The 15,207-nt window shown below is 72.5% G+C and carries 14 protein-coding genes; 10 read left to right on the top strand and 4 right to left on the bottom strand.

Annotated features, from left to right (window positions below; translation table 11 throughout):
• The 4 genes from KVF89_RS05040 to KVF89_RS05025 all read right to left on the bottom strand — a co-directional run bounded on the left by KVF89_RS05040 (window position 1) and on the right by KVF89_RS05025 (window position 4,970).
• Window positions 1-777 (bottom strand): SDR family NAD(P)-dependent oxidoreductase, encoded by a 777-nt coding sequence (locus tag KVF89_RS05040; protein WP_257423924.1) that lies wholly within the window; start codon window positions 775-777, stop codon window positions 1-3.
• Complete coding sequence (locus KVF89_RS05035; protein WP_257423923.1) at window positions 774-2,834, bottom strand: hypothetical protein; 2,061 nt, start codon at window positions 2,832-2,834, stop codon at window positions 774-776. The genes KVF89_RS05040 and KVF89_RS05035 overlap by 4 nt, the downstream gene beginning before the upstream one ends.
• A 4-nt stretch (window positions 2,835-2,838) precedes the next feature.
• Window positions 2,839-4,044, bottom strand: coding sequence for a Gfo/Idh/MocA family protein (locus KVF89_RS05030; protein WP_257423921.1), 1,206 nt, complete (start codon window positions 4,042-4,044; stop codon window positions 2,839-2,841).
• Window positions 4,045-4,148: 104 nt separating this feature from the next.
• A complete protein-coding gene (locus tag KVF89_RS05025) occupies window positions 4,149-4,970 on the bottom strand; it encodes an IclR family transcriptional regulator (protein ID WP_257423919.1) in 822 nt (273 codons plus the stop codon).
• A 140-nt stretch (window positions 4,971-5,110) separates the two neighbouring features.
• Here KVF89_RS05025 and KVF89_RS05020 point away from each other — a divergent pair, with 140 nt between their 5' ends.
• Genes KVF89_RS05020 through KVF89_RS04975 form a run of 10 tightly spaced genes read left to right on the top strand, consistent with a single transcriptional unit; the run spans window position 5,111 to window position 15,186 of the window.
• Window positions 5,111-6,436, top strand: coding sequence for an ABC transporter substrate-binding protein (locus KVF89_RS05020; RefSeq protein ID WP_257423917.1), 1,326 nt, complete (start codon window positions 5,111-5,113; stop codon window positions 6,434-6,436).
• Between the two features lie 21 nt (window positions 6,437-6,457).
• On the top strand, window positions 6,458-7,381 hold the full coding sequence (locus KVF89_RS05015; RefSeq protein ID WP_257423916.1) for a carbohydrate ABC transporter permease: 924 nt from the start codon (window positions 6,458-6,460) through the stop codon (window positions 7,379-7,381).
• The gene (locus KVF89_RS05010) at window positions 7,382-8,281 is read left to right on the top strand and encodes a carbohydrate ABC transporter permease (protein ID WP_257423914.1); all 900 of its coding nucleotides are present in this window, start codon (window positions 7,382-7,384) and stop codon (window positions 8,279-8,281) included. It begins immediately after the preceding gene.
• A gap of 2 nt (window positions 8,282-8,283) precedes the next feature.
• Window positions 8,284-9,672 (top strand): hypothetical protein, encoded by a 1,389-nt coding sequence (locus KVF89_RS05005; RefSeq protein ID WP_257423913.1) that lies wholly within the window; start codon window positions 8,284-8,286, stop codon window positions 9,670-9,672.
• On the top strand, window positions 9,665-10,438 hold the full coding sequence (locus KVF89_RS05000) for an SDR family NAD(P)-dependent oxidoreductase (RefSeq protein WP_257423912.1): 774 nt from the start codon (window positions 9,665-9,667) through the stop codon (window positions 10,436-10,438). Before KVF89_RS05005 ends, KVF89_RS05000 begins: the two co-directional genes overlap by 8 nt.
• Window positions 10,435-12,144, top strand: coding sequence for a dihydroxy-acid dehydratase (locus KVF89_RS04995; RefSeq protein WP_257423911.1), 1,710 nt, complete (start codon window positions 10,435-10,437; stop codon window positions 12,142-12,144). The genes KVF89_RS05000 and KVF89_RS04995 overlap by 4 nt, the downstream gene beginning before the upstream one ends.
• A gap of 31 nt (window positions 12,145-12,175) precedes the next feature.
• Window positions 12,176-13,123: a dihydrodipicolinate synthase family protein gene (locus tag KVF89_RS04990; RefSeq protein ID WP_257423909.1), complete on the top strand. Its 948-nt coding sequence runs from the start codon at window positions 12,176-12,178 to the stop codon at window positions 13,121-13,123.
• On the top strand, window positions 13,120-13,815 hold the full coding sequence (locus KVF89_RS04985) for an SDR family NAD(P)-dependent oxidoreductase (protein ID WP_257423908.1): 696 nt from the start codon (window positions 13,120-13,122) through the stop codon (window positions 13,813-13,815). The genes KVF89_RS04990 and KVF89_RS04985 overlap by 4 nt, the downstream gene beginning before the upstream one ends.
• Window positions 13,816-13,846: 31 nt before the next feature.
• Window positions 13,847-14,227 (top strand): RidA family protein, encoded by a 381-nt coding sequence (locus KVF89_RS04980; protein WP_257423906.1) that lies wholly within the window; start codon window positions 13,847-13,849, stop codon window positions 14,225-14,227.
• Window positions 14,224-15,186: a lactonase family protein gene (locus KVF89_RS04975; RefSeq protein ID WP_257423904.1), complete on the top strand. Its 963-nt coding sequence runs from the start codon at window positions 14,224-14,226 to the stop codon at window positions 15,184-15,186. The genes KVF89_RS04980 and KVF89_RS04975 overlap by 4 nt, the downstream gene beginning before the upstream one ends.
• Window positions 15,187-15,207 lie beyond the last annotated feature (21 nt).

Genomic DNA, 15,207 nt, shown 5'->3' with positions numbered 1-15,207 from the left:
TCAGCTCGCCGGGTCCGCGGCGACGACCTCGGTCGCCATCCGCAGGTTGCCGGCCAGCAGGCCGCCGTCGATCGGCAGCGCGGCGCCGGAGATCCAGGCCGCCTCGTCGGAGGCCAGGAACTGCACGGCCGCGGCGACGTCACCGGGCGACCCGACCCGCCGCAGGGGGTACCACTTCTCCAGGCGCTGGAGCGCGTCCGGGTTCTCGGCGAGGCGGTCCTGCCAGACCGGCGTCTCGATCGTGCCGGGGACGACGGCGTTGCAGCGCACCCCCGCCGGCCCGAAGCCGACGGCGATGCTGCGGGTCAGCGAGAGGAGGCCGGCCTTGGCAGCGCTGTAGGCCTCGTTGCCGTAGTAGCCGACCGCGTTGACCGAGGCGACGTTGACGATCGCGCCGCGGCCCTGCGCCACCATGGGTCGCAGTGCCGCCTGCGTGCAGAGGAAGGGGCCGTCGAGGTTGACCGCGACCTCGCGCCGCCACTGCTCGTGGCTGAGGTCCAGGAACGCGACGTCGTCGCACACGGTCGCGTTGTTGACCAGGACGTCGAGCGTGCCGTGCTCGGCCACGATCCTGTCGACCGCGGCGGCGACCGCCTGCGGGTCGGTGACGTCGAGGGGAAGCGCGTGGGCACCGGGGAGACGGGCGGCGGTGTCGGCCGCGGCAGCGTCGTCGATGTCGGCCACGACGACCGTCGCGCCGGCGGTGGCGAACCGTTCGCCGATGGTCGCGCCGATGCCGCGTCCGGCACCGGTCACCAGGACGGTCTGCGTGGTCATGCGTTCTCCTCGGGGGTGGAGGCGTGCGGGGGGCGGGCCTTCATGCGGAAGGCGGCGAACTCCAGGTGCTGCGGGACGTCGGCGCCGTGCAGGACGAGCCGGGACCCGCGCGCGGCGTCCTCGACCCGCGCCGTGGAGGGGATCCAGGCGCCGTCGGCGCCGAGGCGCTCGATCGCGTGGACGTCGGTGGCGCCCGGCAGGTCGACGGTGAGCTCGGGGAAGTCCTCCAGGCCGAAGTTGCTCAGGCAGAGCAGCGCGCGGTCCGCGCCGTGCCACCAGACCGGATAGATCGCCGGCACCAGGGCCACCGTCGCGCCGGCCGCGCCGGCGCCGAGCTCGGTCACGAGCTCCTGGTAGAGCCACTGGCGGGCGTTGTCCTTGAGGTCGGCGCCGGTGTGCACCGTCACCGCCAGGCGGTAGCCGCCGTTGTTCGCGACGACCACCGCGGCGGTCCGCGGCCGGTCGAGGTTGTCGCGGAGCTCCGACCAGGCCTCGGCGCCGTCGCGCGCGGTGAGGGTGAACCCGATGTCGATCGGTCGCCAGGAGTAGGTGATCGCGTCGCGACCGCGCAGCCAGGACGGTGCCCGCTCGGTGGTCACCCGCTCCGAGGCGAAGTAGGCGTGGGGGAGCGGCTCGACCGGCTCGACCTCGATCGGGCAGTCCGCCAGCAGGCCGCGCTCGACCCGGGCACGGTGGTAGGCCGCGCTCGAGAAGATCGCGCCCCGGGCCGCCCAGTCCTCGACCGTGCCGTCGTCGTGCGCGTCGACGTCCTCGAGCGCGACGACCACGACCGCCGGGTCGCCCGGCGCGAGGGGGATGCCGATCTCGCCGAGCGCGACGTTGCGCCGCAGGCTGCGGCTCGTCGTCAGGTCGTAGCGCAGGTTGACCGCCGGGTCGGCCGTCAGCGGCTGCGAGACGCCGGCTCGGCGCAGTCCGGCGGTCTCACCGCGCAGCGCGGTGAGGAACGCCTTGAACGGGCCGAGGGTGGCCCGGTAGGTCCCGGCGAGATCGTCCAGGCCGAGCCGTGGGTCGTTGATCGACAGGGTGTGGTCGCCGCCGATCGTCGCGGTCAGCGTGGCCATCTCCAGGCGCAGTGCTCGGGCGCTCTTCGCGCCGACCGTCCAGCTGAACTGCTCGATCTCCGACGCCGGGCGGTGTGGGCGGGTGATCAGCGCGGCCAGGACGTCGAAGCCGTGGGTGGCCGTCAGCAGGTCGAGTGGCCGCTCGTCGGTGTAGGCGGCGCCGCCGTAGCGCACGAGCGGACCCCGCCCGTCGGACGTGGTGAGTGCCGCGACCTCCGCGTCGAGGTCCCGGGCGAAGTGCAGGACCGCGGTGGCGTCGTTGGTCATCAGGCCCATCGCGACCGTGGGGTTCGCCGCGACGCAGGCATCCCGGATCGCCCGGGCCAGGCCGGTCAGCGCGTCCTGGCTCACCGCCCGCCAGGTCAGTCGCAGCCGCAGGTCGTCGGCGGAGCACCGGCCCGGCGGCCGGCACAGCACGGAGACGATCTCGTCGGCGCGGAGCCCGGTGCCCGCCCGCTGGTTGAAGGCGGCGAGGTGCCGCGTGCAGAAGCACCCGAGGTCGAGCCGGCTGCCCCGTCCGCCGGGCCGGAAGTCGTCGTCGATCCAGACCGCCTCGACCTCGAGCGCCGCGAACTGCGCGTAGCACCACGTGATGTAGGCGACGAACTCCGGGTCGAGCGGGCACGGGCAGCCCTCGAAGGTCGTCCCGTGGGCGTCGGTGAACGGCGTGAACGAGCGTCCGAGCTCGGAGGTCAGCTGCGGCCAGTGGCCGAGCGTGCAGAAGTAGTTGACCTGGGCCGAGATCCCCAGGGCGCGGAGGTCCGCGAACCGTCGGGCGAACAGCTCGAGCCGCCGGGTGATGTCGGCGCGCTCGGGCTGCGCCGCCTCGCGACGGCCCAGGTTGAACACGGCGGCGCTGTCCATCCCGGTCGTGCTGGCGAAGTCGAGCAGCCGGCCCCACAGCACGTCGTCGGTGAGTGCGCCGTAGCCGGGGCGCAGGACGTACCGCACCCGGTCGTCGGGATCGGTCGTCACGCGATCAGCTGCCCTCGGGCTCGTGGCGCTGACCGGCCGCGAAGTACGCCGCCACCCGAGCGTCGACCGGCGGCACGTCGCGCGGCCGCCCGCCGTCGCGGAGTGAGGCGGTGGCCAGGCTCGCCGCGGCGACCGCCTGCCGGGCCGCGACCGGTGAGGTCAGCGTGGCGCCACCGGTGCGGGCGAACTCCAGGAACTCGGCCATGATCGTGGCGTCGGCGCCGCCGTGCGTGCCCTCGCGGGTCGCGACGACGTACTCGCGGTCGCCGGCCGGCGCGTAGTCGTGCCGGCTGTTCCACAGCCGGATGACGGCGCCCTCGGTGTCGCCGAAGTTCTCGATCCGCCCCTCGGTGCCGATCACCGTGTAGTTGCGCCAGTAGTCCGGCGTGAAGTGACACTGCTGGTACGACGCCAGCACCTGCCCGCCGTCGAGCTCCATCATCATCATCGAGAGGTCCTCGACGTCGAGCGCGGGGTTGAGCCCGGTCTGCGCCGTGGGCGGCCAGGTCGTGGTCTCGGTGCGGATCGCGGGTGGAGCGTAGGGCGTGTCGGCGGCGGCCGCCGCGACCTGGCCGTAGAGGCTCGACGACCCCAGGGCCGACACGCGCGTCGTCGACGCCCCCGTCAGCCAGTGGATGACGTCGAGGTCGTGCGCGCCCTTCTGCAGCAGCAGCCCGGTGACGTAGCGACGCTCGGACATCCAGTCCTTGAAGTAGAAGTCGCCGCCGTGCCCGACGAAGTGCCGGCACCACACGGCCTTGACCTCGCCGACGGCGCCGTCGCGGACCAGGTCGCGCATCGTCGCCACGACCGGCATGTGCCGCATGTTGTGGCCGACGTAGAGGCGGGTCCCGGTCTCCATCGCCGCCCGCAGGATGGCGTCGCACCCCTCGACGTCGATGCTCATCGGCTTCTCGAGATAGGTCGCCGCTCCGGCCGCGAGGGTGGCGAGCGCGATCTCGAGGTGCAGGTGGTCGGGTGCCATCACGATCACCGCGTCCAGGCGCTCCGCCGCGAGCAGCTCCCGGTACGACGCATAGGAGTGCGCGCCGGGGAAGCGGGTGTCGATCCCGGCCAGGCGCTCGGTCGCGGTGTCGGCGACCGCCACGACCCGCGCTCCCCGGCCCGGGCGGTGGGCGTGGTCGGCGAGGTAGCCGCGGGCGCCGAGCCCGATGACGCCGACACGGAGGTCTGCTGCGGACGGTGGCATGTCGCTCCCGGGTTCATTCGATCCTGCGAAACACTGTGCGGTGATACCGAACAGGTGAACCCTAGGCCCGACGCCGGAGAACGGTCAAGAGCCGCCGGGGCCGATCATGGGCGCGCGGCGTCCGCCTCCGGGTCGCGGTAGCCGAGGGCGGCCGAGATCCGCTCGGCGCAGCGCCGGACCTGCTCGCCCAGCGTGGCGAGCTGAGCCGCGGTCTGCTCGAGCTTGAGCCCGGTGATGCTCACCGCCGCGACGCAGGCGCCGTCGGCGTCGCGGATGGCGCTGCCGATGCAGAAGATGCCCTCGGCGTCCTCCTCGTCGTCGATCGCGTAGCCGACCTCACGCACGGTCGCGAGGTGGGTCAGCATCTCCCGGGCGCTGGTGATCGTCTGCGGGGTGCGGCGCGGCATGCCGCTGCGGGCGAGGATCTCGATCACCTCGTCGTCCTCGACCTGGGCGAGGATCGCCTTGCCGAGGCCGGTGCAGTGGGGGAGCTCGCGCATGCCCATCTGGAGCTCGAAGCGATGGGGGACCCCCGCGCTCTCCTGGTCGATGACGACCGCGGCATCGCCTTCGGGCACGGCGAGGCGAGAGGTGAGCCGGGTCTCCTGGGTCAGCTCGGTCAGGAACGGGCGGGCGAGGTCCTGCAGGGCGATCTGCCGGCGGGCCGTCGAGCCGAGGCGGACCAGGCCCATGCCCAGCCGGTAGCGCCGGTTCATGCCCTCGCCGTCGTCGGCGGCCAGGCCGTACTGACCCAGTGTGTAGAGCGTGGCGAATGCCGCGCTCTTGGACATCTTGGCCGCAGCGGCCACCTCGGTCACCGAGAGTCCGGCACCCGGTCCGGACGCCGCCAACACGTCCAGGACCTCGGCCGCTCGCGCCACGCTTCGTACCAGGTAGCGGTCATCGCCGCGCCCACTGTTCTCCATGGCCGAACATGCTACTCATGAGTGAATCAAGCCGTTAGCCCTTGACGTGGGGGCGGGAACTCAATACGTTCCCTTCTGTTTGGTCCTGCCAAACACTATTCTCAAATCGGCCCACCAGGCCCGGACAGAAGGAGATCGCCGTGCGCAGGACTGGAAGGAACCACGGCTGGACCGTGTGGCGGCGATCGGGCGCCGGTCTGGCAGCAGGACTTCTCGCCGCAGGGGTGCTCGCCGCCTGTGGCTCGAGCAACGACCCGGTCGAGACCGACCCCAACGCGGCGGTGACGATCTGGGCGGGACCCGACGTGATGGGCGTCGTCGACCTGTACCGGGAGGCCCATCCCGACGTGAAGGTGAAGGTCGAGACGGTCGCCCGGGCGGACTTCCCGTCCAAGGTGCTGCTCGCCAACAACACCGGCAAGGGCTGGCCCGACCTCATCTTCTTGGAGATGTCGCTGGTCGCGCAGGTGTCCGACGCGGCGCACGACTTCCCGCTGGACATCTCGACGTACCTCCCCGACAACCTGGAGGAGGAGTTCACCCCCGGCGCGTTCGACAGCTGCCGCTCCGGCGACGAGGTGATCTGCCTCCGCAACGACCTGGCCCCCAACGTGCTCTGGTACAACGCCAAGCTGATGGACCGCTTCGGCTACGAGGTGCCGACGACGTTCGAGGAGTACCAGGCGCTCAGCGACCAGGTCGCGAAGGACCACCCGGGCTACCTGATGGGCCTGCTCGACGGCGGCCTGGAGTCGTACTACCAGGCGAGCGGCTGCCCGGTGGCGCAGAAGGAGAGCAGCGACGAGCTCCGGATCGACCTCGAGGACGACGCGTGCACCCGGGTCACCGGCATGCTCGACCACATGCTCGAGAACAAGACGATCACGCCGCTCAGCGTGTCGGGCACGGAGGTCGCCAAGACCGTCTCCGACGACAAGATGCTGATGCTCATGGGCCCGGCCTGGTTCGGTCAGTACCTCTTCGGAGGCACGCCCGAGAGCACCTGGTACCAGACCGCCGACGGTCAGCTCGCGGCCGCCGCTCCGCTCGCGTGGGAGGGCGAGGAGGCCCAGGCCGGCTCCAACGGCGGCGGCGCCTGGGTGGTCTCCCGGCACGCGAAGAACCCGGAGACGGCCGTCGACATCGCGGTCTGGATGGCGACCTCGCCCGAGCACGCCGCGACCGCTCCGTCGCTGCCCGCGCACCGCCCGTCGGCGGAGATCTGGCAGAAGACGCTCGACGCCAACAGGCTCTACGCCGCGAACCCGTACCCGGTCTTCCAGGACGCCGCGGCCCGGATCTCGACGTCGCTCTCCGCGGTCCGCTTCGACCCGATCACGCTGTTCGGCACGACGGTGCTCACCGACGCGCAGCAGGGCAAGAGCGTCGAGTCGGCGATCGAGACCTACCAGCAGCAGCTGGTCGACACCGCGCGCACGGCCAAGTACGACGTCGCGGGCCAGTAAGAGATGACGACACCGAAGGCCGTGAGGACGCCCCAGACCAGCCGTGCGCGCAGCGGTGCCCGGCGGCTCAAGCCGAACGCAGGGCATTGGTTCCTCCTGCCGTACCTGGTCTTCCTCACGGCCTTCGGGGTCGGTCCGGCCGTGGCCGCCCTGGTCATCAGCTTCTCGGGCACGGATGCCGGGATGCCGGACTACTTCAACCTGACCACCGACGGATTCCGCACGGTCTTCGACGACTTCCGGCTGGGCCCGGCGTTGAGCAACATGGCGAAGTTCGTCGTCATCGCACTCCCGATGCTCATGGTCGGTGTGGTCGGCCTGGCGCTCGTCCTCCACGCCCGGAGCGGTGTGTACTCCGCTGCGCTCCGTTCGGCCTACTTCCTGCCGGGCGCGGTCTCCGGGCCGACGGCCGTCCTGGTGGCGATCTTCATGTTCGACCCGAGTGTCAGCCCGTTCGGGCCGGCGCTGCGGTCGATGGGGCTGACCTCGGTCACCCAGATCACCGCGCCGGGCAACCTGCCGCTGCTGTTCGCGCTCATCGCCTTCTTCGTCGGGGCCGGCGGCTGGATCGCGATCTTCATCGGCGGCCTCAACGGCATCTCCCAGGAGGTGCTCGACGCGGCTCGGGTGGACGGTGCCAACGCCTGGCACGTCGCGGTGCACATCAAGCTGCCGCTCGTCGCGCCGTACATCGTCTACATGCTCATCTTGACCTTCACGGCCAGCGTGCAGCTCTTCGCGGAGCCCCAGCTGCTGGCGTCCGCGGGCGTGCCCATCTCGGAGACCTGGTCGCCGAACCAGCTGGGCTACGTCTACGCCTTCGAGCAGGCCGACTTCGGTGCGGCGGCCGCGATGTCGATGCTGATGCTCGTCATCGGCCTCGGGTCCGCCGTGCTCATCTTGCGGACCACCAGGATCTTCAGCGTCGATAGCGAGGACAGGTAGATGGCGATCGACACGATGCCGAGCATCGGCCGGGGCCTGCGACTCCTCGCCTCGGCCACGCGGCTGACCGTCCTCACGCTCGCGGCGGTCTTCTTCCTCCTGCCGTTGGTGTGGTTGCTCCTTGCGCCGACGAAGACCGACGGCGAGCTCGCCTCGCGCCACCCCTTCGCGCTGGGCTCGTTCTCACGGCTCTCCGAGGCGTGGTCCAACCTGATGAGCTTCAACGACGGCGTCGTGCTGACCTGGGCGTGGAACTCGGTGCTCTACAGCGTCGCGTCCCTGCTCATCGCGCTCGCGATCACGTTGCCCGCGGGCTACGCGCTCGCGACGAAGCGCTTCGCCGGGCGCCGCCTCATCCTCACGATGACCCTGGTCGTGATGATCGTGCCCAACAGTGCGCTGGTCCTGCCCCTGTTCCTCGAGATGAACGCCCTGGACCTGGTCAACACGGCGTGGGCGGTGATCCTGCCGAGCGCGTTCTTCCCGTTCGGCACCTACCTCGCCTACACCTACTACTCGGCCAGCCTGCCCCCCGAGCTGCTCGACGCCGGCCGGATCGACGGATGCAGCGAGTGGCGGTTGTTCCTGCACATCGGACTCCCGCTCGCCAAGCCGTTGGTCGGGCTGCTCTCCTTCCTGAGCTTCACCGCCACCTGGAACAACTACTTCCTGCCGTACGTGATGCTCAACGAGACCGACAAGCTCAACCTCCCGGTCGGTCTGCAGGCGCTGATCTCGAGCTCGTCGGCCCTGCGCAACGCCGGCGCGTCCGAGCTTCCGATCCACCGTCCCGAGGCGGCGCTCGCCGGTCTGGTCATGCTCGTCCCCGTGGCGATCGTGTTCCTCGCCTGCCAGCGCTTCGTCACCCGGGGCGCACTGACCGGCGCGACGAAGGGATAGCCATGACGTCCGCTCCTCGCTGGCATCCGCCCGCCGCCCGCGCGGTCGTCGGGGTCGCTCGCCGCGACATCACACCGGCCGCCGGGATCCGGGCTCGCAACTGGGGCGCTGCCGCGCACGACGTCGCCACCGGCGTCCACCGGCCGCTGACCGCGACGGTGCTCGCCCTCGGCGAGGGTGACGACACCACCTACCTCGTGTCCGTCGACCTCGGGTGGATGAAGTCGGCGGCGCACGACCACTTCGTCCGGGCGCCGATCGTCCGCGCCCTCGGCATCGCCGACGACCAGCTGCTCTTCCACATGGTGCACACGCACGCCGGGCCGGTGACCTCGCCCGAGGAGGCGGCGCTGCCGGGCGGACACCTGATCGCGTCGTACGTCGACGAGCTGGTCCGCCAGGTCGCCGACGCCGCTGCCGAGGCCAAGGAGGCCGCCGAGGTGTGCGAGATCGGCTGGACCTACGGTCACTGCGACCTCGCGGTCGTCCGCGACGTCCGGTGCGGCGGCGAGTCCCTCATCGGCTTCAACCCGGCCGCGACCGCCGACGGCACCTTCGTCGCCGGCCGGGTGGTGGCCGCCGACGGCGCGACGCGCGCCGTCGTCCTCAACTACGCGTGCCACCCCACCACGCTGGCCTGGCAGAACGAGCTGCTCTCGCCCGACTACGTCGGCGCGGCCCGTGAGGTGATCGAGGACGAGTACGACGCGCCCTGCCTCTTCGTACAGGGCGCGAGCGGCGACCTGTCCCCCCGCGAGCAGTACACCGGCGACCTCACGGTCGCCGACCGCAACGGCCGCGCACTCGGCCTGGCCGCGGTGTCGGCGCTGTCGCTGATGCCGGAGCCGGGGACGGCGCGGGTGCTCGCCTCCGTCGTCCAGTCAGGCGCCCCGCTCGCGATCTGGGAGAGCACGCCGGACGAGCGGCCGTCGTACCTCCGCCGGGTGCGGGTGGACGTCGAGCTGCCGCTCCAGGACGAGCTCAGCCTCGCGGACGTGACCAGCCGCTGGCCGGACGCTCCGGCGGAGGCCGCCGAGGAGCGGCTGCGCCGGGCGGCCTCGCTGCGCGCGAGCTTCGCCGGGACGACGTCGATCGCCTACCCCGTGTGGATCTGGCTGGTGGGCGACGCCGTCGTGGTGGCGCACCCCGGCGAGGCCTACTCGGCGCTCCAGGTGGAGCTGCGCAGGCGGCACCCGGAGCGGGTCGTGGTCGTCGCCAACCTGGTCAACGGGCCGGCGTCGATGTACCTGCCGCCTCAGGAGGCCTTCGACGAGGAGACCTATCAGAGCTGGCAGACCCTGCTCGGCCGCGGCGGGGCGGAGATCCTGCTGGCGGAGATCGACGCGGTGATCGCCGCGCTGCCCCGAGGGAGAGGAGTGGGCCATGACTGACGTCGTGGTGGTCACCGGCGCCGGATCGGGCGTCGGTCGCGGGATCCTGGACCGGCTGAGCGGCGACGGCCTCGCTGTCGTCGCGATCGACCTGGACGGCGCGGCCCTCGGGGCGGCGTACGGCGGGTCGGCGCGGGTCCGGCTCGTCGAGGGCGACGTCCGGCACCGGACGACGCACGAGCGTGCCGCCGCCGCGGCCGCCGAGCTCGGCACCCTCTCCGGCTGGGTGAACTGCGCCGGGGTGACCCCGGTCCAGCCGCTGACCGAGGCGACCGAGGAGCTGGTCGAGGCACTCGTCGCGGTCAACCAGCTCGGGACCTACTGGGGCTGCGCGACCGCGGTCCGTGCGTTCCTGGCCGCCGGGACCGGCGGCTCCGTCGTGAACATCTCGTCGGTGCACGGCTCCCGGGCCCATCCCGGCCACGGCGCCTACGAGATGACGAAGGCGGCGACCGAGGCGCTCGCGCGCTCCGTCGCCGTCGAGTACGGCGCCCGCGGCATCCGCGCCAACGCCGTGGCGCCCGGCGCGGTCGAGACGCCGGCCCTGCTCGCCACGATCGACGCGGCCGCCGACCCGGCACGGCGCCGGGCCGAGCTGGTCTCGCACACGCCGGCGGGACGCCTGGCCACGCCGGCCGACGTCGCCGCGGTCGTCGCCTTCCTGCTGTCACCGGAGGCGGCGTACGTGACCGGGCAGACGGTCGGCGTCGACGGGGGCTGGACCGCCGCACTGATGGGCACGCCGGTCCCGGAGCCTCGGCGATGAGGCCGCTGCGCAGCGACGGCTGGTTCGCGGGGGACGACGAGGTGGCGCTGCTCCACCGTGCGGCGCTGCGGGTCGGCGGCGCCCGCCCCGGACGACCGGTGATCGGCCTGGCCGACACGACGAGCAGCCTCAACCCGTGCAACCTCGGCTCGCGCGCGCTCGTCGCCGAGGCGAGCCAGGCGGTCGTCGAGGCAGGGGGGACACCGGTCGCGTTCCCCACCATGTCGCTCGGCGAGGACCTGATGAAGCCGAGCGCGATGCTCTACCGCAACCTCGTCGCGATGGAGCTCGAGGAGAACGTCCGGGCGCATCCACTGGACGGCGTCCTGTTCTTCGCCAACTGCGACAAGTCGGTCGCCGCGGCGCTGATGGCGGCGGCCAGCATCGACATCCCCGTGCTGCTCGTCCTCGGCGGTGCCCGCGGCTGCCCGGACTTCCTCGGCAAGCCGCTGGGCAGCGGCACGGACATCTGGCGGGCGCTCGAGCGCCGCCGTACCGGCGCGCTCGACGATGCCCAGTGGGCGCAGCTCGAGTCGTGCATGGCCTCGGCCGGAACCGGCTCCTGTAACACCATGGGCACCGCGTCCACGATGGGCCTCGTCGCCGAGGCGCTCGGCCTGCTGCTGCCCGGCTCGGTCGGCATCGGGGCCGGCGGCCCCGAGGTCGTCGAGCGGGCGCAGGCGAGCGGTCGCCGGATCGTGGAGATGGTGGCCGGCGACGTCCGGCCCCGGACCGTCCTCACCCAGGCCGGCTGGGACAACGCGGTCAAGGTCGTCGCGGCCGTCGGCGGCTCCACCAACGCGTTCCTCCACCTCGCCGCGGTCGCCGGGCGGGCCGACCTGCGCTCCGACCTCGACCGGGTCGGCGCCCTCGTCGCCGATGTCCCCCTCCTTGTCGACGTCGAGCCCGCCGGGACTCATCTCATCGAGGACTTCGGCGCCGCAGGCGGCCTGGGGGCGGTCGTCGCGTCGCTGGGCGACCGGCTCGACCTCGGCGTCCGGGCGGCGTGCGGCACGCCGTGGCGCGAGCTGGCGGCGGCTCCCTCCTCGCCGGTCGTCAGGTCGTGCGACGACCCGGTGGCGCCGGCGCCGGCCTTCGCCGTGGTGCGGGGGAGCCTCGCTCCGGACGGCGCGGTCATCAAGCTCTGCGCGGCGAGCCCCGAGCTGTGGCGGCACACGGGCAAGGCGATCGTCTTCACGTCGTACGACGACATGCGGCGCCGACTGGACGACCCGGCGCTGGAGGTCGACGCCGCCGACGTCCTGGTCGTCTCCGGCTGCGGCCCGGTCGGCGTGCCCGGCATGCCCGAGTGGGGCATGGCGCCGATCCCGCAGCGCCTCGCCGAGCTCGGCGTGACCGACATGCTGCGGGTCACCGACGGCCGGATGAGCGGCACGAGCTTCGGCGCGGTCGTGCTCCACTGCGCGCCCGAGGCCGCGGTCGGCGGGCCGCTCGCGCTGGTGCGCGACGGCGACCTGATCGCCCTCGATGCCCTGGCCGGGACTCTCGACCTGCTCGTCGACGAGACCGAGCTGGCCGAGCGCCGCCGGAGCTGGCAGCCCGAGCCCAGCGCCCACACGCGCGGTTGGCCGGCGCTGTACCGACGCCACGTCCTCCAGGCGCCGGACGGGTGCGACCTGGACTTCCTGACCGGACGACCACCGAGCTCGACGACCTTCGTCGAGCCCGTCATCGGTCGTTCCTGACACACGAGACACAGAATCGAGAGCAGAGCACATGCCCCCCCTGTTGAGCGGCGTACTTCCTGTCATCCAGACGCCCTTCACCGACGACGGAAGCATCGACTTCGACGACCTGCGCCACGAGCTGCACTGGGTGCTCGACCAGGGCGTCCAGGGAGTCACGACCGGCATGGTCAGCGAGGTGCTCCGGATGTCGACCGACGAGCGCCGGGCGCTGACCGAGACCGTGTGCGAGGTGGTCCGGGCGCGCCCGGACGGGAAGGTCTCGGTGATCAGCTGCGGCGCCGAGAGCACGCGGACCGCGACCGAGCTGGCGCGGCACGCCGAGGTCGCCGGCGCCGACGCCCTGATGGCCATCCCGCCGGTCTCGATCAACGTCGACGACGCGGCCCTGCACGAGTACTTCAGCGCGATCCTCGACTCCTGCACACTCCCGCTGGTGGTACAGGACGCGAGCGGGTACGTCGGCCGTCCGCTGAGCATCGCGCTGCAGGCCGACCTGCTCGCGACCTACGGCGACCGCGTGTACTTCAAGCCCGAGGCCGCCCCGATCGGCCCGCGACTCAGCGCGCTGCGGGACGCGACGCTCGGACAGGCCCGGATCTTCGAGGGCACCGGCGGCTCCGCGCTGGTCGACAGCTATCGCCGCGGGATCGTCGGCACCATGCCCGGCGCCGAGGTGTGCTGGGCGATCCAGGCGTTGTGGAACGCGCTGGAGAGCGAGGACTGGGACCTCGTCTACCGGCTCAGCGGTCCGCTGACCGGGCTCGTCGCCCTGCAGTCGGGCATCGACGGTTTCGTCGCGGTCGAGAAGCACTTCCTCGTCAACCAGGGCGTGCTGCGGTCCAGCCGGGTCCGCGGGCCGAGCGGGTTCAGCCTGGACAAGGAGACGGCGGCCGAGGCCGACCGGCTGTTCGCGCAGCTCGCGGTGGCGACCGGCCGTGCCCCGGCGCCCGTCGCGGCCGAGGGAGGCCGGCGATGAGCGCGACCGCCGCGCGCACCCGGCGCGCCGTCGTCACCGGCGGGCTGAGCGGCATCGGCGCCGCGGTCGTGGAGCGCCTCCGCGCCGACGGCTGCGAGGTGCTGACCGCCGACATCGACCCGGCGGCCGACCTGGTCATCGACGTCAGCAACGGCGCGGACATCGAGCGGTACGCCGCCGAGCTGGCCGACATCGACGTCCTCGTGAACTCCGCCGGCATCGTCGGACCGAACCTCCCGGCGTGGGAGGTCACGCCCGAGGCGTGGGCCCGCACGATCGACATCAACCTGACCGGCTCGTTCCTGATGACCCAGGCGGTCCTGGGCGGCATGCGCGCGCGGGGCTGGGGTCGCGTGGTCAACATCGCCAGCGTGGCGGGCAAGGAGGGCAACCCCAACCTCGCGGCGTACTCGGCCTCGAAGGCCGGCCTGATCGGCCTGACGAAGTCCCTCGGCAAGGAGCTCGCGACTGATGGCGTCCTCGTCAACGTGGTGACGCCCGCGGTGATCGCGACGCCGATGAACGACGGCACGAGCGACGAGACCCTGAAGTACATGATCGACAAGATCCCGATGAAGCGGCCGGGCACGGCGCCGGAGGTCGCGGCCCTCGTGTCCTGGCTCGCCTCGGACGACTGCAGCTTCTCGACCGGCGCGGTCTTCGACGCGTCCGGCGGCCGGTCGTCGTACTAGCTCTCCCCAGCCCCACGGAAGGAACCTCCCCATGACCCGCACCCCGATCACCACCTCCGACGCGCCCCGGCCCGCCGGCGGCTACAGCCAAGGCATCGTCGCCAACGGCTTCCTCTACACCGCGGGCTTCGGCCCGCACGACCCCGCGACCGGGGTCGTCGAGGGCGACGTCGCCGAGCAGACCCGGCGGACGCTGCGCAATGTCGCGGCCGTGCTCGCCACGCACGGGCTCGGGTTCGAGGACGTCGTCAAGGCGACGGTGCACCTGCAGCACCTGGACCGCGACTTCGCCGCATTCGATGCCGCCTACCGCGAGGTGCTCGTGGCGCCGTACCCGGTGCGGACGACGGTGGGCTCGCAGCTCGCGAACATCCTCGTGGAGATCGACGTCGTCGCGGTCCTGCGCGGGTGAGCCGTCGGCTGGCGGCGGGGCCGTTCGTCACCTCCGACCACGACGAGCGCGCCCCGGGGATGCTGGACGCCGTCCTCGGCCCCGGCGGAGGTCAGGTCTATGCCGTCAGCCAGCGCGCCGGCGGCACCGTGCACGCGTTCGACGTCGCCGGCGACGCCTGGGTCGAGCGGAGCGCCGTGTCGTCGGGCGGGGACGTGCCGTGCTCGGTCACGCTGAGCCCGTCCGGGCGACACCTGCTCGTCGCGAACTACGGCTCCGGCAGCGTGGCGGTGCTGCGCCTGGAGGCGGACGGCTCGATCGGTGAGCGGACCGACCTGGTCGAGCACACCGGATCGGGGCCGGTCGCGGGCCGGCAGGAGGCCGCGCACGTCCACCAGGTCCGGTTCGACCCGTCGGGCTCGCTCGTCGTGGTGACCGATCTCGGCGCGGACTGCCTGTACTCGTACCGCTTCGACGACACCACCGGCACGCTCGCCCGCGCGGAGTCGTGGCGCAACGCCTGCCCGCCCGGGGCCGGGCCGCGGCACCTGGTCTTCACGTCGGAGCGCCACGTGGTGGTGTCCGACGAGCTGTCCTCGACGGTGAGCCGGTACGACCTCGACCCGGCCACCGGCGCGCTCCGCTGGCGCGAACAGCTCGCGATCGGCGCGGTCGCGGCCGGCGTCGGCTATCCCAGTGACATCCTTCTCGCCGACGCCGGGCGCTATGCCTACGTCGGCAACCGCGGTGCCGACACGGTCTCGATCATCGACGTCGGGGGCGACGCGCTGCGCCTGGTCGCCGAGCTCCCCGCCGGACGCTGGCCGCTGCACCTGACCGTGACGGCCGGCCGGCTCTGGGCCGCATGCCGTGACAGCGACGAGGTCGTCAGCTGGGCCCTCGACGAGACGGGCCTCGCCGGCGGCGTCCGCCACACGACGGGCGCGAGTGCTCCGCTCTGCCTGCTCCCGGCACCCTGACGAGGCTCTTGACGGCCGGAT

This window comes from Nocardioides carbamazepini, from assembly GCF_024614185.1.
Classification (GTDB): Bacteria; Actinomycetota; Actinomycetes; order Propionibacteriales; family Nocardioidaceae; genus Nocardioides; species Nocardioides carbamazepini.
This window is presented reverse-complemented; position numbering and strand designations above follow the sequence as displayed.